We start from the raw sequence: 17,384 nt of genomic DNA, 5'->3' as shown, positions 1-17,384 counted from the left end.
GCCCGGCGCTTATTTCGCCGGACAATCCTTGCGCTGCGTATCGGCGATGCCAGCCACCAGCCAGCGGCCGTCGCGCTTGACCAGATGCGCGATGTCGGTGCCGCAGTGGTCCACCTTGCCGTCGATAAAGAACTGATACTCCGTCCAGATCACGGCGATGTCGTCGTCGATCTTCACCAGCGGGTTGTAGATGCGCTCCTGCAACTGCTGTGTGCCGGTCACCGGGATGTGATCGATAAACGCATCGAAATGCAGCTGAGTGATCTTGTCGCCGCGCTTGAGCGTGACCATGCCACCAGGCAGCAGGTTGTCGCGCATCAGGTTGCGGTCGCGCTTGGCGATGGCGTCGAGAATGGACTGGAACGGAGCGAGTACGGCCTGTTCTTCCGGGCTGGCGGCGTGAACCGGCGCGGCTGACATCAGGGCGATCAGGGCGGCGCCGAGCGGCGCGGCGGTGTGGCGAAACATGGACGACAGGCGAACCATGGCAAAACCTCCGGACCGTTCGGGATCGAGCGATTCTATCGAGGTGGTTTAGCCGTGACTGCATGACGATGGACCTAGACGAACTTGCGCCGCGCGGCGCCAGATGGTCTGCTTGCCCCTGTTTTGCCGATGCCTGAAGCCTATGGAATTTCGTCTGATCGACCGCATCCGCGAGCGCACCGCGCAAGGCCGCGATGATGTACGGCTTGGCATTGGCGACGACGCCGCTCTGCTGGCCGTGCCTGAAGGGCAGGAATTGGCGGTGACAATCGACACTTTGGTCGAAGGCGTGCACTTCCCGCGCGACACGGCGCCCGCTGATATCGGCTGGAAGTCGCTGGCGGTGAATCTTTCCGATCTGGCAGCGATGGGCGCCACACCAGCCTGGGCGCTGCTGGCGCTGACTTTGCCCAAGGCCGATGTCCAGGCCACGCAGAGCTTTATCGACGGCTTCGCCGAAGGCTTCGCGCAGCTGGCGCAGCCGCATCGGCTTGCCCTGGTCGGCGGCGACACCACCAGCGGGCCGCTCACCATCAGTGTGGCCGTGCATGGCTTCGTGCCGCCGGGCAAAGCGTTGACTCGCGCGGGGGCCAAGGTCGGCGATGTGGTGCTGGTCACCGGCACGCTGGGTGATGCAGCGGCTGGCTTGTACTTGCTGCAACACGCATCGCGTGTCGAAGCGGGCGATGCGCGGCGTGATTACCTGGTCGAGCGTCTGAACCGTCCGATGCCGCGTCTGGCGGTGGGCGTGGCTCTGCGCGAGCGCGCGAATGCGTGTCAGGACATCTCCGATGGTTTGCTCGCCGATCTTGGCCATATCTGCGCGCAAAGCGGCGTCGGTGCGGAGATCGACAGCGCATGGTTGCCTCGCTCACCGGCCTTGCTCGGTCTGTTCGACGAAACCAGTGCGCGCGATTTCGCACTGAGCGGCGGCGACGATTACGAACTGTGTTTCACCGTGCCCGCCGCGCGCGTTGCCGACGTGCAGGCTGATCTGGCTCGTCTTGGCTGCGGCGCCGCGCGCATCGGCCGCATCGTCGAAGGCGAGGGTGTGCGTGTGCGCGAGCCGGATGGCTCATGGCTGGAACCGGCGCGGCGTGGCTGGGATCATTTCGCCGTATGAACGATAAGAAGACCCTCACCGATACCCAGCGCCGCGCGCTGACTTCATCCGCTGCAGGATGGATCGCCTGTGGCTTCGGCTCCGGCCTGGCGCCAGTGGCGCAAGGCACCTTCGGCTCGCTCGCCGCCTTGCTGCCGTGGCTGCTGCTGCGGCAACTGAGCCTACCGCTGTATGTGCTGGTGATCGTGCTTGGTTTTGCGTTGGGTGTGTGGGCGTGCAACGTCGCCGGTCGTGCGCTGGGCGTGGACGATCATCGCAGTATTGTGTGGGACGAATTTATCGGCCAGTGGATTGCGCTGATTCCCGCATTGGTGGCGCCGTGGTGGGCTGTCGTTGCCGGTTTCGCGCTGTTCCGCCTGTTCGACGTATGGAAGCCGTGGCCGATCGGCTGGCTCGACCGACGCATGAAAGGCGGGTTGGGCGTGATGGTGGATGATGTCGTGGCAGGTGTGTTCGCGGCCGTCGTGCTGGGCCTCGCGCTGGCGTGGTTATGACAGCGCGCGCTTAGTCCTTCTGCGCTAGTAAATCCGTGGCGTGTGGCATCACAGGTCTGTTGCGATGTTCGACGGCACCACGCCACCACGGCTGCACCGTTTCCACCAGCGCGGGTTCGACCGCTTCGCCCAGCCGCGGCATCAGCAAACCTTCGGGTGCATTTGCCAGCAGCACTTCCGCCGGCTCTTCCCAGGGATGCATGGCGAGATTGAAGGTGCCCCAGTGCACCGGCAGCAAGCGGCCGCTGCCCAGCTGCGACCAGGCTTGCAAGGCGTTCTCCGGTCCCAGATGCACGTTGCCCCATGAAGGATGGAAGGCGCCGACTTCGATCATCACCAGATCGAACGGCCCGAGCTTGCGGCCGATCTCCTCGAACGCGGGCGATAGCCCAGTGTCGCCACTGAAGAACACCGAGTGTTGTTCGCCGCGCAAGACGAAGGAAGACCACAACGTCGTGTTGCGATCACGCAGGCCGCGCCCGGAGAAATGATGCGACGGCGCTGCGGTGATGGTCAGCCCGCGCGGCAAGGTAACGTGCTCCCACCAGTCGAGTTCGATGATGCGATCGGCCGGCACACCCCACGCCTCCAGGTGCATGCCGACACCGAGCGAGGTGATGAACGGCACGCGCAGCGCGGCGAGCGCGCGGATGCTCGAATAGTCCAGATGGTCGTAGTGGTCGTGCGAAATCAGGATCGCGTCGAGCGGGGGCAGGGCGTTGATGTCGACTGGCACCGGCTGGAATCGCTTCGGACCCATGAACGAAAACGGCGAAGCACGCTCACCCCACACTGGGTCGGTCAGCACGCGCACGCCGTCGATTTCCAGCAGCACGGTGGAATGGCCGAGCCAGGTCGTGCGTAGGCCGGTCGTAACCGGTCGCGTCCAGACCGCGCGTGGATCGAGCGCAGGCAACGGCTGCGCCGGCTCACGACCTTCGGTGCGGAAAAAGAAATCGCGCAGCGTCGGCCGCTCCCCGGTAGCGGGTGGCGCGCTGCTGCGATAGGTGTTTACGAAATGGCCGTCGGCGTACTGCGTGGAAGCGCGCATGCGCTCGAGCCGGAGCCCCGTGGCTTCCCGGGAAAACATCGCCATGACCTGCCTCGCTGGACGTGGTGCGCTTGAGCGCATGCGGGCAGAGCTGGGGGCGAACGGTGGCGACTCAATGGCAGTAGTGGCGCGGCCGTCCGATGGCTCAGCCGGTGGTTTGCTCCGCCAGGCGCTTCAGGGCCCTCAATACATCGGGGAAGTCGGCGGTCACCATGGGCCCGAAATCCTCTGCCGCCGGCCCAGTGATTCGGGTGTTGTAGCTGACTTTGGCGCGGTCAGGCGCCAGCGGCAGGATGCGATGCGTTACCACCACGCGAGTGCCATCGATGATGGTTTCATCGGTGAATACTTCCTGCGCGACGACCTCAATCAGCGTGCTGGTGAAGGCGTCTTCGCCCGGCGGCTTCATGGTGAACGTGGTGCCCACGGCGAAAGGGCCATGCATGCGGATATCTTCGATCCCGGCATTCCAGTGCTTCCATCCGGGTACATCGGAGAACAGCGCCCAGATGCGCGCAGGCGATGCGTTGATGTCGGTGCTGTGTTCGTAAGTCCACACGATGACGTATCTCCCGGCGAGCTGGCGAGCGCGTATCGTGGGTAGCTGGCGATACGGCGGTCAAGCGAACCGATCGCACCGCTGGTTTGGATGCAGGCATGGACGCTGATGCCGCGCTCTTGGCATGCTGACCCATTCCCCGGACTGGAGCCTTCCCTATGCAATACCGTCGTCTTGGCAAGAGTGGCTTGCAGCTTTCCGCGCTGTCGTTCGGCGCCTGGGTCACCTTCGGGCAGCAGGTGGGGCGTTCGCTGGCGCGCGATCTGCTCGCGCTGGCGCATGACCGCGGCGTCAATTTCTTCGACAACGCCGAGGTCTATAACCATGGTGTCGCCGAGACGCTGATGGGCGACGTGCTGGCCGATCTGCGCTTTCCGCGCGACAGCTACTGCGTATCCAGCAAGGTGTTCTTCGGTGCGCGCAACAATCCGCTGCCCACGCAGCGCGGCCTGTCGCGCAAGCATGTGATCGAAGCCTGCCATCAGGCCCTGCAGCGTCTGCGTGTGGAGCACCTGGATCTGTACTTCTGCCATCGCCCCGATCCGGATACGCCGATCGAGGAAACCGTAGCGGCGATGGATACGCTCGTGCGCCAGGGCAAGGTGTTGTATTGGGGCACCAGCGAATGGTCGGCGGACGAGATCCGCGAAGCGCACAAGGTCGCGCGCGAGAACCATATGTACGCACCGACCATGGAGCAGCCGGAATACAACCTGCTGCATCGTCAGCGCGTGGAAGTGGAGTACGCCTCGCTCTACAGCGACTTCGGTATGGGCACCACCATTTGGTCGCCCCTCGCCTCGGGCCTGCTCACCGGTAAATACAACGATGGCGTACCGGACGACGCGCGACTGGGGCAGCCCGGTTACGAATGGCTGCGCAGGGCGTTGCTGGAGCAGGGCGGTGACCGCATCGCCAAGGTGCGCCGTCTGCAACCCATCGCTGAGGAACTCGGCGCAACGCAGGCGCAGCTGGCGATCGCCTGGTGCCTGGCGAACCCGCATGTGTCCACGGTGATGCTGGGCGCAAGCCGGCTGGAGCAACTGGAACACAACCTGGATGCGCTGGAGCTTTTGCCGAAGCTGGATAAGGCGGTGCTGGCGAAGATCGAGCAGGCTGTGGCGTAGCTCTGCTCCTCCCTCTGCTCGCAGAGGGGGAGGCCCTTGAGACAACCTCCCCCGCAGCGCCTCCTCAAGTACCCACCCCTCCCCAGCCCTCCCCAGTGAACAGGGGAGGGAGAAGTGAGGTATCGATCAGTTGACTCTCAGATGAGAATGATTATCATCAACTCCGCCCATTGACCAATCGCGGAGCCCGCTCATGCCGATGTCTACCCTTTCCCTGTCGCAGCCAGTCGACCTGCTCGCCCGGCCGCTCAGCCTTCTGCGCCTGAAACCCGTGGCACCTGCCGCTACCACCCGCCGCATCTCCAGCCAGCTCTTGCTGGAAGGCGAGCGCGAGCTGGTCATCACCCATCAGGGCAGCGAGTACCACTTGCGCCTGACCCGCAACGACAAGCTCATCCTCACCAAGTAAGTCCGGGCCGGCATGCCCCGCGGGCGATGAAGCCCGCTCTTCAATTACAAAGGCCTATCGCCAGCGTCGTTCCCATTACGCCAGCCAGGTCTCCTTAGCCCAAGGAGCGCTCATGTTCGGCTGGCTGACCCACGCCCTCGCGACCGTCTGTCCCCACTTCCACCCACCGGCCGGCCAGCCGCGCTGGCTGCGGATCGCGCCCGATGCGCTGGTCTCCCGCCTGCCTCTGCTCGGCAGCGTGCTCTACCTCCCCATGCACGCTGGCGACGCCTCGGCCGAACACGGTGCGCGCGGCTGGCTGGCCGACCGGGTGGAGCTGATGCCTCTGCTGCATACGCGCTGGCTGCTCGCGACCTGCGTGATCGGTTCCGACGGGCCGCGCGAATGGATCGAATGTATCGACGCCAATGGCTGTCTGCGTGCCCGCCTGCATCTGTTGCCGGACACCGACTATCTTGCCTGGGACGTATTGCTGTCCGCCGGCGAGCCGATGGCCGCGCCGCCGTTCGGTCGTGTGCAGCGGCCGTTCCGCGCCGCCTGCGCGCGTCTGTTCGGCTTCCGTCACAAACGCATGGGTGGCTTTGAGGTGTTGAGCTGCACGGAGGCTGTGCGCTTGTCGGCCCTGGGGCAGGGCATCGCGCGCGAAGTCGCCAGAGCGGAAGCTCTGGAACTATGAGCAGGCTTTAGGCCGGACAGACTGACCGGACACTTGTCCGCCTGTCCGTGCGGTTGTCCGCGGACAACGCATGCGGTGCGAAAATCATCGCCAAGTTGTTGAATTGAAAGCTTCGCGATGCTTGGCACGCAGCTTGCTGAAACAGGTTCGGGGCCACACGGTTTGTGGCCAGGGACCGCTCCATGATTCGCGATACCTCTGCTCAAGACCGCCTGGTCGAGGTCAAACCCAACCGCAAGCGCCGCCTGATGTTGATCGGGGCCGGCGTGGCTGCGGTGGCTGTACTGGCCTTCGTGTTGCCGCAAGCCAGCCGACTGTTCTCGGCCGATGCTTCGGTCAGCGCCTCCCGCCTCGCCTTCGCCGTGGTGGAACGCGGCCTCTTCGTGCGCGACATCGCCGCCGAAGGCAAGGTCGTCGCCGCCGTCAGCCCCACGCTCTACGCCACTTCCGGCGGCGCGGTCACCTTGAAGGTGCACGCCGGCGATGCGGTGAAGAAGGGCCAGGCGCTAGCCACCATCGTCAGCCCCGAGCTCACCAACAAGCTCGCGCAGGAACAGAGCGCCGCCGACGCGATGGAAGTGGACTACCTGCGAGCGCAGATCGACGCTCGCAAGAAGCGCGGCGAACTGCAAAAGGCCTTCGACAACGCGCAGATCGACCAGCAGGGCGCCGAGCGCGACCTGGCGCGTTACCAGAAGGCCTTCGCCCAAGGCGCCGTACCCAGCATGAATGTGGACAAGGCGAAGGATGAGTTGCAGAAGTCCAAGATCACCACGCTGCACGCGAAAGCCGACCTCGGCACTGACAGCGACAGCCTCAACTTCGACATCAAGTCGAAGAAGCTCGCGCATGATCGCCAGGTGCTGCTGGTGGAAGATCTGAAGCGCCAGGTCGACGACCTCAATGTGAAGTCGCCGGTGGATGGCCAGGTAGGCCAGCTGTTCATCGCCGAGCGCGCCACCGTGGCCAAGGACGCGCAGCTGCTCAGCGTCATCGACCTCTCCGCGCTCGAAGTGGAAATGAAGGTGCCGGAAAGCTTCGCCCGCGACCTGGGCATTGGCATGGGTGGCGAGATCACCGGCAACGGCAACACCTGGAAGGGCCTGGTCAGCGCCATCTCGCCGGAAGTGGTGAATGGCGAAGTAGCCGCACGCCTGCGCTTTGAAGGCGACACGCCCAAGCAGCTGCGCCAGAACCAGCGCCTGTCCGTGCGCATCCTGCTCGACAAGCGCGACAACGTACTCACCGTGCAGCGCGGCTCCTTCGTCGACGAATCCGGCGGCGCCTATGCCTACCTGGTGCGCGACGGCATCGCCGAGAAGCACCCGATCCGCGTCGGCGCCAGCAGCATCGACAAGGTCGAGATCCTCGACGGTCTGAAAGAAGGCGACCGCATTGTGATCTCCGGTACCGACAGTTTCAAAAATGCGGCGCGCGTCGCCATCAGTCGCTGATTCACCACCACGCTCATCACCGAAGGACGCATAACCATGCTCAAGATGACTCACCTGTCCAAGGTCTACCGCACCGAAGTGGTGGAGACCTACGCGCTGCGCGATTTCAACATTGACGTGAAAGAAGGCGAGTTCGTCGCCGTCACCGGTCCGTCTGGTTCCGGCAAAACCACCTTCCTCACCATCGCCGGCCTGCTGGAAACCTTCACTGGCGGCGAATACCACCTGGACGGCGTGGAGGTGAGCAACCTCAACGACAACGCGCGCTCCAAGATCCGCAACGAGAAAATCGGTTTCATCTTCCAGGCGTTCAACCTGATTCCCGACCTCAACGTGTTCGACAACGTCGAAGTGCCGCTGCGCTATCGCGGCATGAAGGCCGCCGAGCGCAAGCAGCGCATCATGGATGCGCTGGAGCGCGTGGGTCTGGCTTCGCGCGCCAAGCACTATCCGGCCGAACTCTCTGGCGGTCAGCAGCAGCGCGTCGCCATCGCCCGTGCATTGGCCGGCTCGCCGCGCCTGCTGCTCGCCGACGAACCGACCGGCAACCTGGACACGCAGATGGCTCGTGGCGTGATGGAGCTGCTGGAAGAGATCCATCGCGAAGGCGCCACCATCGTGATGGTGACGCATGATCCGGAACTCGCCGCACGCGCCCAGCGCAACGTGCACATCATCGACGGTCAGGTGGTCGATCTCGCTGAAGATCCGCGCTTCCACCACGCGCAGCACACCGCACACACGGGTACGCCGGCGTAACTGCAGCTAGCTCTGGATTCCTCCCGCTGTGGCGGGAGGTCCCTCCCTTCGACGGACGCCCTCGATGTTCGCCTATTACTTCCAGCTCGGCTTGCGCAGTCTCCGCAAGAATCCATTGCTCACCGCCTTGATGGTGATGGCGATCGGCTTCGGCGTGGCGGCATCGATGACCACCTATTCGGTGTTCCGCGCGACGTCCAATAACCCGATCCCGCAGAAGTCCTCACAGTTGTTTGTGCCGCAGATCGACAACTGGGGTCCGGAGGATGCCCAGCGCAACAACGGCGAGCCGCCGCAGGCGATCACCTACACCGACGCTATCGGGCTGATGCGCGACCATCGTGCCAAGCGACAGACCGCGCTGTACCCCGCCGGCCTGTCGATCGTGCCGGCCGATGCCAATCAGCTACCGTTCCACGAGAACACGTATGCCGTTTATGCCGACGCCTTCGCCATGTTCGACATCCCTTTCCGCTATGGCGGTGGCTGGACGGCAGCCGAGGATGATTCGCGCGCAGCGGTCGCGGTGATCGGCAAGACCCTCAACGACAAGCTGTTCCACGGTGAGAACAGCGTCGGCCGCGAGATCAATCTGGACGGCCGCAGCTACCGCATCACCGGTGTGATGGACCACTGGGATCCGCAGCCGCTGTTCTTCGACGCGGTCAACACCGGCGGCTTCGACGACCCGACGCAGTTGTTCGTGCCGTTTACCCGCATGATCGAGTTGAAGGTGCCCACCAATGGCAACAACAACTGCAACAAGGATCCCGGCCAGGGTTGGGACAACTGGTTGCATTCCGAATGCATCTGGCTGGGTTTCTGGGCCGAGCTGCCCAGCAAGGCTGAGGCCGATGCCTATCGCAGCTATCTCAGTGGTTACGCCGCCGAACAGCAGCGGGCCGGTCGCTTCCGCTGGGCACCGAACGTGCGCCTGCGCAACGTCGTGGAGTGGCTGGACTTCGAGAAAGTAGTGCCGGCGGAAGCCAAGATCTCGCTGCTGGTGGCGCTGGGCTTCCTGATCATCTGCCTGGTCAACACCATCGGTCTATTGCTGGCCAAATTCATGCGCCGCTCGTCGGAGATCGGTGTACGTCGTGCGCTGGGCGCGGCACGTAGTGAGATCTACATGCAGTTCCTGATCGAAGCCGCCGCGGTCGGGCTGGCAGGTGGCTTGCTCGGCCTGTTGCTGACCGGCGTGGGCGTGTACGGCATCTCGCTGATCTTCGACCCGCAGGTCGCGCGCCTGGCCACGCTGGATGTGCCGCTGGTGTTGCTGACCCTGCTGGTGGCGATCCTGGCCACGGTGATCGCGGCCTTCTATCCCACCTGGCGCGCTGCACAGGTGCAGCCGGCCTGGCAGCTGAAATCCAACTGAGGCGACGACTATGCTGCAGATCAAACCCATTCTCGCCGCTCTCAAGCGCCACAAGGCTGGCACCATCCTCATTGCACTGCAGATCGCGCTGACCTTGGCGATCGTGTGCAACGCACTGTTCATCATCCAGCAGCGCGTACAACGCCTGTCGCGCCCCAGCGGCATGAATGAAAGCAACGTACTGGCGATCACCAATCGCTGGGTGGCGGTGAACGACAAAGACACCGCCTCGCTGACCAAGACCGACGTGCAGGCGCTGCGCCAGCTGCCCGGGGTGGAGGACGCGATGAACACCAACTCCTTCCCGCTGCGCGGCGGCGGCTGGTCCACGGGCGTGAATCTTGTGCCCAAGGAGAACGGAAAGCCGGCGGGGCAGACCACGCTCTACTTTGTGGATGAGCACGCGCTCGCCGTCTACGGCGCCCAGTTGATCGCCGGCCGCAATTTCACCGCCGACGAGGTGATCGTCGCCGATCCCAAGGACATCAAGTCGACGCCGCAGGTGATTGTGACCAAAGCGCTTGCCGACAAGCTGTTCCCGAAGGGCGACGCCTTGGGCAAGCAGATGTACCTCTCAGGCAAGGACGTGCCACCCAGCACCATCATCGGCATCGTCAAGCAATTGCAGGTGCCGTGGTCGGGCATCTGGGCCAACGACTTCGTGGAGAACGCCACGCTGCTGCCAGTGCAGCTCACCGGCTCCTACGGGATCTACCTGATCCGTGCCAAGCCCGGTCAGCTCGCCGCGGTGACCAAGAGCGCACCGGAAGCGCTGCTCAAGACCAACCGCATGCGTGTGATCTCCGGCGAGCGCGCGATCCGCACCTACGAGAAGGTGCGCGAAGACGCCTACAAAAACGACCGCGGCATGGCGATCCTGATGGGCGTGATCTGCGTGATCCTGCTCGCCATCACGGCGGCCGGCATCGTGGGTCTCACCAGCTTCTGGGTCGGCCAGCGCCGCAAGCAGATCGGCGTGCGCCGTGCGCTGGGCGCCACCAAGCACGACATTCTCAGCTACTTCCTCACCGAGAACCTGATGATCGGCATCGCCGGCGTGGTGATCGGTGCGGGACTGGCGGTGGGTTTGAACCTGTGGATGGTCACGCAGTTCGAGATGGCGCGGCTGTCGGCGGTGTACGTGTTTGCCGGCGTGATCGCATTGCTGCTGCTCGGTCAGGCGGCGGTATTGGCGCCGGCCATGCGCGCGGCGAAGGTGCCGCCGGTTGAGGCAACACGGTCGGTGTAATGCCGCACGGCTGCCAGACGACATAAGGACGAAGGATCTTTTGCCGATGTTTTCTTACTACCTCCAACTTGGTTTGCGCAGTCTGCGTCGCAACCCTTTGTTGACTGCCCTGATGGTCATGGCGATCGGCTTTGGCGTGGCCGCGTCGATGATCACCTACTCGGTGTTCCGGGCGGTTTCGGGCAATCCTATTCCGGAAAAGTCGGAGCAGCTGTTCATTCCACAGGTCGACAGTTGGGGGCCGAAGTACAACCTGACGGGTAATGAGCCGCCCTACGCGCTGAACTATGTGGATGCCATGGCGCTGATGCGTGAGCACAAGGCCAAGCGGCAAACCATGCTGTATCCGATCGGGATGTCGGCATTGCCGCTGGGCGGCCAGTCCATACCATTCACCGTGCAGGGCTTTACGGCGCAAAGTGATTTCTTTGCAATGTTCGACGTGCCTTTCCTCTACGGCAGTGCCTGGGGTACCGCTGAGGATGAGCAACGCGCGGCCGTGGTGGTGATCAGCCGAAAGCTCAACGACAAGCTGTTTGGCGGCGCCAACAGCCTGGGTCGCGAGATCACGCTGAGCGGGCATAACTACCGCGTGGTGGGTGTCACCGAGAACTGGAATCCCAAGCCGCGTTTCTTCGCGGTCTGGGGCGGCTCCAGCTTCGGCGAGCCCTCGGACATCTATATTCCCATCAGCCGTGCGCTCGATCTGAAGATCGATACCGCGGGCAACAACAGTTGCCGTGGCCGTATTGATTACGGCGACTGGGATGGATGGCTGCAAAGCAACTGCGTATGGGTGACTCCCTGGGTTCAGCTGGACAGCGCGGCAGAGGTTGCGCAGTACCGCCAGTTCCTCGAAGGCTATGCCTCCGACCAGCAGCGCGCCGGGCGTTACGGCTGGGCGCCCAATGTGCGTCTGCGCAATGTCATGCAGTGGCTGGATTACATGCAGGTAGTGCCGCAGGAAAGCAGCGTTTCACTGCTGGTAGCGCTGGGCTTCTTCGCGATCTGCCTGATCAATACCATCGGCCTGTTGCTGGCCAAGTTCCTGCGTCGTGCCAGCGAGATCGGCGTGCGCCGTGCGCTAGGGGCGTCGCGTAGGGAAATCTACATGCAGTACCTGATCGAGGCCGGCTCGGTGGGCCTGGCCGGCGGCTTCCTTGGCCTGCTGCTGACGGCCCTGGGCATCTCCGGCGTCGGGTTGTTGTTCCAGCCGCAGATTGCGCGCCTGGCGCACCTCGACGTCGCGCTGGTGGGGCTGACTCTGCTGGTTTCCGTCTTTGCCACCGTCGTAGCCGCGCTGTATCCCACCTGGCGCGCAGCCCAGGTGCAGCCGGCGTGGCAGCTCAAATCCAATTGAGGTCGCAATGATGCTGCAGATCAAGCCCATCCTTTCCGCATTGCGTCGTCACAAGGCTGGCGCTGTGCTGATTGCGTTGCAGACCGCGCTGACCCTGGCGATCGTCTGCAATGCGTTATTCATCATCCAGCAGCGGGTCGCCCACCTTTCCGCACCCAGCGGCATTGATGAGGCGAACCTGCTGGTGATCGAAAACAGCTGGGCGGACAAGTTGAGCAAGGAGGACGCCGACGCTCAGCAGCGCGCGGATCTGATGGTGTTGCGTCGGCTACCCGGCGTGCAAGACGCCGTCGCCAGTAATTCCTATCCCATGCGCGGTGGCGGCTGGGACCAGTTCATCACCTTGACGCCGGATCAGACCACGGCGGTCGGTGATGCAGCGGTCTATCTCGGCGACGAGCACTTCATGGACACGCTCGGAGTAAAGCTGATCGCGGGGCGCAACTTCCGCCCGGATGAGATCCGCCCGATCGCCAATCGCGAAAATGTCATGCCGCCGGTGACCATTGTTACGAAGACGCTGGCGGACAAGTTGTTTCCCGACGGTTCGGCACTGGGCAAGCCGATCTACGCGATGAGCAACACACCCACGACCATTATCGGCATCGTGGATGTGTTGCAGACACAGAGTCTGGCCGACTGGCAGATGCGCAATGCCTACCAATCGCTGATCTGGCCGATGCGCCTGGTGGGAAATGCCTACTACATCCTGCGGGCCAAGCCCGGTCAACTCGCCATGCTTCGGAAAGAAGCGGTCAAAGCGCTCTATGCGCAGAATCGCATGCGCGTGATCAACGACGACGGAGTGATGGGCTACGCGGAAGTACGCCAGAAAGCCTACGACAGCGATTACGGCATGGCGGTGCTGATGGGCGTCATCTGCGTGGTGCTGCTGGCCATCACTGCCGCCGGCATCGTCGGTCTCACCAGTTTCTGGGTGGGCCAGCGCCGCAAACAAATTGGCGTGCGCCGCGCACTGGGCGCGACGCGGGGCGACATCCTCGGCTACTTCATGACTGAGAACTTGTTGATCAGCGTCGGTGGTGCCGTGGTCGGCGTGCTGCTGGCGATCGCCATGAACCTATGGATGGTCACCCGGTTCGAGATGCATCGGTTGTCGCTGTTTTATGTATTGGCAGGCGTGTTGCTGTTGCTGTTGCTGGGGCAGGGGGCGGTGCTGGCACCGGCCATCCGTGCCTCGAGGGTATCGCCGGTTGAGGCTACGCGCTCGGTGTGATCCGGGCACCAGAACGATAAGGGGGAGGTCGCATGTTTTCGTACTACCTGGATCTGGCACTACGCAGCCTCAAACGCAACAAGGTGCTCACCGCGCTGATGGTGATTGCCATCGCACTGGGCATTGGCGCCTGTATGACCACATTCACCGTGTTGCATGTGCTTTCCGGCGATCCGTTGCCGGGCAAGAGCGCGCGGTTGTTCTATCCGCAGATCGACCCGGAGGACATGGATGGTTACGAGCCGAACAAGGAGCCGGCGCGGCAGGTGACCTGGATCGACGGCATGAACCTGCTCAAGGCCAAGCGCGGCGAGCGCCAGGCGCTGATGACCGGCGGTGCCGTGCCGGTGCAGCCGGCGCAGTCGGGCATGGATCCCTTCTTCAGCGATGCGCGCTTCACCACCGCCGATTTCTTCCCGATGTTCGAGACGCCGTTTCTCTTCGGCCGCGGCTGGAGCGAAGCGGAAGACAACGGCAAAGCCCGGGTGGCGGTGATTACCCGCTCGCTCAACGACAAGCTGTACGGCGGCAACGACAGCACCGGCAAGATTCTGCGCATGAAAGACACGGCGTTCCGTGTGATCGGCGTGCTCGACACTTGGCGGCCGAACCCGCACTTCTACGATCTCAATATGGGTAACTACTCCGCCACGGAGGATGTCTTCGTGCCGCTGACCACGGCGCGCGACCTGCGTTTCGAACGCAACGGCAGTATGAACTGCTGGGGCAGGGGCGGTGGCGACAACGAGCATATCGAGACCGCCACCTGCGTCTGGCTGCAGTTCTGGGTGCAGCTGGAAAGCGCGGACAAGGCTGCTGACTACCGCACTTTCCTGGACAACTACTCGAAAGAGCAGAAAGCGCTGGGACGTTTCCAGCGGCCGTCCAATGTGCGTCTGTCGAACGTGATGGAGTGGATGGACGTCAACAAGGTGGTGCCCAGCGACGTGCGTCTGCAGAGCTGGCTGGCCCTGGGCTTCCTGCTGGTGTGTCTGGTCAATACGGTGGGGCTGATGCTGGCGAAGTTTCTGCGCCGCGCCGGTGAGCTCGGTGTCCGCCGGGCCCTGGGCGCTTCCAAGCGCGAGGTGTTCGTGCAGCTGCTGGTGGAGGCTGGCGTGATCGGCCTGGCGGGTGGCGTAGGTGGCTTGGTGCTGGCCTTCCTTGGTCTCTGGTTGGTGCGATTGCAACCGGCGGACTATGCCTCGCTGGCCCATCTCGATATTTCGATGTTGCTGGTGACCTTCATGCTAGCGCTTATCTCCAGTCTGCTTGCGGGTCTGTTGCCGGCCTGGCGTGCCTGCCAGATCACCCCAGCGCTGCAACTGAAGAGCCAGTGAGGAACGCCATGGACATCCTTCCGATCCTATCTACCTTACGCCGGCACAAGATCACCGCCTTGCTGGTAATTCTTGAGATCGCCCTGACCTGCGCCATTGTTTGCAACGCAGTGTTCCTGATCAGTCAGCGCATCGATCGCATCCATATGCCCAGTGGCATCGCCGAACACGAGCTGTTGCATATCGAGCTGGCCAATATCGGCGCGAAGGCGGATGAGAAAGCGCGCACCGCGGCGGACATGGCCGCCATCCGGCAGATCCCCGGAGTGACGGCGGTGGCGGCGGTAGAGCAGGTGCCGTTCGGCAACTCCTCGAATAACAGCGGCATCAAGATCGATCCGAAGCAAAACAAGTCGACCTTGAACGCCACCAATTATTTCGGCGAGAACGTCGCAGAGACCCTTGGCGTGCAGCTCGTTGCTGGCCGTTTTCTGCAGTCGGATGAGTACGTGGACCTTGAAGACGCGATCAAGGCCTTTGCCGCCGGTGAAAGCAATAGCAAGGCGCTACCCCATTCGGTGGTGATTACCCAGGCGATGGCCGAACGTCTCTGGCCGGGGCAGCAGGCCCTGGGTAAGCAGTTGTATATGGGAAGCGAACTGCCTTTGACCGTGGTCGGCCTGATGAAGACTCTGGTGCGGCCTTCCATTTGGGATGACAGCGCGGCGCAATACAGCATGGTCATTCCCATCCGCGTCAATAGCGGTCAGTACGTGATTCGCACGGCGCCGCAGGATCGCGACCGCGTGCTCAAAACGGCGCTGGAGAAACTCAAGCTGATCAATCCGAACCGCGTGGTGTTGAAGAAGCGCACGTGGGACGAAGTCCGCGAAAAATTCTTCCAGAACGATCGCGCCATGACCGGCCTGCTGGTGGGTGTATGTATTGCGCTGCTGGTGGTTACTGCACTGGGCATCGTCGGTCTCGGCAGCTTCTGGGTGGCGCAGCGTCGCCGGCAGATCGGTGTGCGGCGCGCGCTTGGCGCGACCCGTCGTCACATTCTTCATTACTTCCAGACCGAGAACTTCCTGCTCGCCACCATTGGCATTGCGATCGGCATGGTGCTCGCCTATGGCATCAATCTGTTCCTGATGACGCATTACGAGCTGCCGCGTTTGCCCGCCATCTATTTCCCGGTCGGGGCGGTGTTGCTGTGGTTGATTGGGCAGGCCGCAGTGCTTGGGCCGGCCATGCGTGCGGCCGCCGTGCCGCCGGTAGTGGCGACTCGCTCGGTGTGATATGCGTTTCGTGATTCGGTAGGAGCGCACCCTGTGCACGATGCTCTTTGTCGCACGCAGAGCGGTCGCGCACAGGGTGCGCTCCTACCGGTGAGTCATTCTGTCGATGGAGTGAGACATGTTTGGTTACTACCTCGACCTTGCCTTGCGCAGTCTCAAGCGCAACAAGGTACTCACGGCGCTGATGGTGCTGGCTATCGCCGTAGGTATCGGTGCGAGCATGACCACGCTGACGGTGATGCATTTGCTATCGGGTGATCCGCTGCCGGGGCGAAGCGGGTCGCTGTTCTATCCGCAGGTCGACTCGAATCCCACACCAGGTAACTACAAGGAGCCGCTGGACAAGCTCGACTATCCGACGGCTATGGACATATTGAACGCACATCTGGCCGATCGGCAGACGGTGGTGGTCGATAGTCCGGTGAAGTTGCGCGCGCCGGATACGCAACTGCCGCCACTGATTCCCTCGATGCTATCTACCACGTCCGATTTCTTCGCCATGTTCGATGTGCCGTTCCGGTACGGCGGCGCGTGGCATGCCGAGGATGACGATAAGCACGCGCGTGTGGCGGTGATTTCATCGGACCTCAATGCCAAGCTTTTCAATGGCGCCAATAGTGTGGGTCGTACTTTGCGCCTGCGTGATACGGACGTGCGTATCGTCGGCGTATTGGCGCCATGGCGCCCCGCGCCGCAGTTCTACACCGTTGCCGGCGGCCGCTTCGCGGCGGGCAAGACGGCCGATTTCTACAGCAAGACGCAGGATGTATTCACTCCGTTCACCAGCGGTCTCGAAATTAACGACGGCAATTTCTATCAGTACACCTGTTGGCATCCCGCGCCGACGCCGGGGCACTTGCAGAACGCGCCGTGTGCGTGGCTCGGCGTATGGGTGCAGCTCAACAATCCGACGAAAGTAGCGGCGTTCAAACGCTTTCTCGATGGCTATGCAGCGCAACAGCATGCGCTGGGGCGTGTGGTGAGGCCGCAGAACACCCGGCTGCGCAGCTTGATGGAATGGCTGGATTTCAATGGGGTAGTGCCGAGCGATGTGCGCTTGCAGACCTGGCTCGCCTTTGCCTTCCTTGCGATCTGCCTGTTCAACACCATTGGTCTTCTGCTCGCGAAATTCCTGCGGCGTTCGGGTGAGATTGGCGTGCGCCGGGCGCTGGGTGCCAGCCGCGGCGCCATCTTCGCGCAATGCCTGGTCGAGGCAGGCATAGTGGGATTGCTGGGTGGCCTCGGTGGCCTGTTGCTGACCTTGGCCGGACTATGGGTGGTGCGCAGCCAGCCAGTGGCCTTCGCCGATCTGGCCCATCTGGACGGCAGCATGTTCCTGCTCACTTTCGCGCTCGCCATTGCCACCAGTCTTGTCGCCGGCTTGCTGCCTGCGGCACGGGCAAGCCGCGTAGCACCAGGCCTGCAGTTGAAGACGCTCTGAGGATCT

General features: G+C 63.0%; 17 protein-coding genes. 14 read left to right on the top strand and 3 right to left on the bottom strand.

Annotated features, from left to right (window positions below):
* Positions 1–9: 9 nt before the first annotated feature.
* Positions 10–486 (bottom strand): nuclear transport factor 2 family protein, encoded by a 477-nt coding sequence (locus BM338_RS10940; protein WP_218156328.1) that lies wholly within the window; start codon positions 484–486, stop codon positions 10–12.
* Between the two features lie 142 nt (positions 487–628).
* Here BM338_RS10940 and thiL point away from each other — a divergent pair, with 142 nt between their 5' ends.
* Both thiL and BM338_RS10930 read left to right on the top strand, forming a co-directional pair.
* Positions 629–1,609 (top strand): thiamine-phosphate kinase, encoded by a 981-nt coding sequence (gene thiL / locus BM338_RS10935; protein WP_090450901.1) that lies wholly within the window; start codon positions 629–631, stop codon positions 1,607–1,609.
* On the top strand, positions 1,606–2,103 hold the full coding sequence (locus BM338_RS10930; protein ID WP_090450900.1) for a phosphatidylglycerophosphatase A family protein: 498 nt from the start codon (positions 1,606–1,608) through the stop codon (positions 2,101–2,103). The genes thiL and BM338_RS10930 overlap by 4 nt, the downstream gene beginning before the upstream one ends.
* A gap of 10 nt (positions 2,104–2,113) precedes the next feature.
* Here the strand turns inward: BM338_RS10930 and BM338_RS10925 are convergent, their stop codons facing one another.
* The gene (locus tag BM338_RS10925; protein WP_218156327.1) at positions 2,114–3,154 is read right to left on the bottom strand and encodes an MBL fold metallo-hydrolase; all 1,041 of its coding nucleotides are present in this window, start codon (positions 3,152–3,154) and stop codon (positions 2,114–2,116) included.
* Between the two features lie 145 nt (positions 3,155–3,299).
* Positions 3,300–3,713: an SRPBCC family protein gene (locus tag BM338_RS10920; protein ID WP_090450898.1), complete on the bottom strand. Its 414-nt coding sequence runs from the start codon at positions 3,711–3,713 to the stop codon at positions 3,300–3,302.
* A 158-nt stretch (positions 3,714–3,871) separates the two neighbouring features.
* On the opposite strand from BM338_RS10920, the gene BM338_RS10915 reads away from it, so the two are divergent.
* From BM338_RS10915 to BM338_RS10860, 12 genes are all read left to right on the top strand, one after another.
* Positions 3,872–4,840, top strand: a complete 969-nt coding sequence (locus tag BM338_RS10915; RefSeq protein WP_090450897.1) for a potassium channel beta subunit family protein — start codon at positions 3,872–3,874, stop codon at positions 4,838–4,840.
* A gap of 193 nt (positions 4,841–5,033) precedes the next feature.
* Positions 5,034–5,249 (top strand): hemin uptake protein HemP, encoded by a 216-nt coding sequence (locus BM338_RS10910; protein ID WP_177229300.1) that lies wholly within the window; start codon positions 5,034–5,036, stop codon positions 5,247–5,249.
* A gap of 112 nt (positions 5,250–5,361) precedes the next feature.
* Complete coding sequence (locus BM338_RS10905; RefSeq protein ID WP_090450896.1) at positions 5,362–5,925, top strand: hypothetical protein; 564 nt, start codon at positions 5,362–5,364, stop codon at positions 5,923–5,925.
* 182 nt (positions 5,926–6,107) lie between these two features.
* Positions 6,108–7,379: an efflux RND transporter periplasmic adaptor subunit gene (locus BM338_RS10900; RefSeq protein ID WP_090450895.1), complete on the top strand. Its 1,272-nt coding sequence runs from the start codon at positions 6,108–6,110 to the stop codon at positions 7,377–7,379.
* Positions 7,380–7,415: 36 nt separating this feature from the next.
* Complete coding sequence (locus BM338_RS10895) at positions 7,416–8,138, top strand: ABC transporter ATP-binding protein (RefSeq protein WP_090450894.1); 723 nt, start codon at positions 7,416–7,418, stop codon at positions 8,136–8,138.
* 64 nt (positions 8,139–8,202) lie between these two features.
* Positions 8,203–9,516, top strand: a complete 1,314-nt coding sequence (locus BM338_RS10890; RefSeq protein WP_090450893.1) for an ABC transporter permease — start codon at positions 8,203–8,205, stop codon at positions 9,514–9,516.
* 10 nt (positions 9,517–9,526) lie between these two features.
* A complete protein-coding gene (locus BM338_RS10885; protein ID WP_090450892.1) occupies positions 9,527–10,765 on the top strand; it encodes an ABC transporter permease in 1,239 nt (412 codons plus the stop codon).
* 46 nt (positions 10,766–10,811) lie between these two features.
* On the top strand, positions 10,812–12,125 hold the full coding sequence (locus BM338_RS10880) for an ABC transporter permease (RefSeq protein ID WP_090450891.1): 1,314 nt from the start codon (positions 10,812–10,814) through the stop codon (positions 12,123–12,125).
* 7 nt (positions 12,126–12,132) lie between these two features.
* A complete protein-coding gene (locus tag BM338_RS10875) occupies positions 12,133–13,362 on the top strand; it encodes an ABC transporter permease (RefSeq protein ID WP_090450890.1) in 1,230 nt (409 codons plus the stop codon).
* 32 nt (positions 13,363–13,394) lie between these two features.
* Positions 13,395–14,699 (top strand): ABC transporter permease, encoded by a 1,305-nt coding sequence (locus BM338_RS10870; RefSeq protein ID WP_090450889.1) that lies wholly within the window; start codon positions 13,395–13,397, stop codon positions 14,697–14,699.
* 8 nt (positions 14,700–14,707) lie between these two features.
* The gene (locus tag BM338_RS10865; protein ID WP_090450888.1) at positions 14,708–15,937 is read left to right on the top strand and encodes an ABC transporter permease; all 1,230 of its coding nucleotides are present in this window, start codon (positions 14,708–14,710) and stop codon (positions 15,935–15,937) included.
* Positions 15,938–16,055: 118 nt separating this feature from the next.
* Positions 16,056–17,378 carry an ABC transporter permease gene (locus BM338_RS10860; protein WP_090450887.1) on the top strand — a complete coding sequence of 441 codons (1,323 nt, stop codon included), beginning with the start codon at positions 16,056–16,058 and terminating at the stop codon, positions 17,376–17,378.
* Positions 17,379–17,384 lie beyond the last annotated feature (6 nt).

Source organism: Dyella sp. OK004 (assembly GCF_900114495.1).
GTDB lineage: Bacteria > Pseudomonadota > Gammaproteobacteria > Xanthomonadales > Rhodanobacteraceae > Dyella_D.
This window is presented reverse-complemented; position numbering and strand designations above follow the sequence as displayed.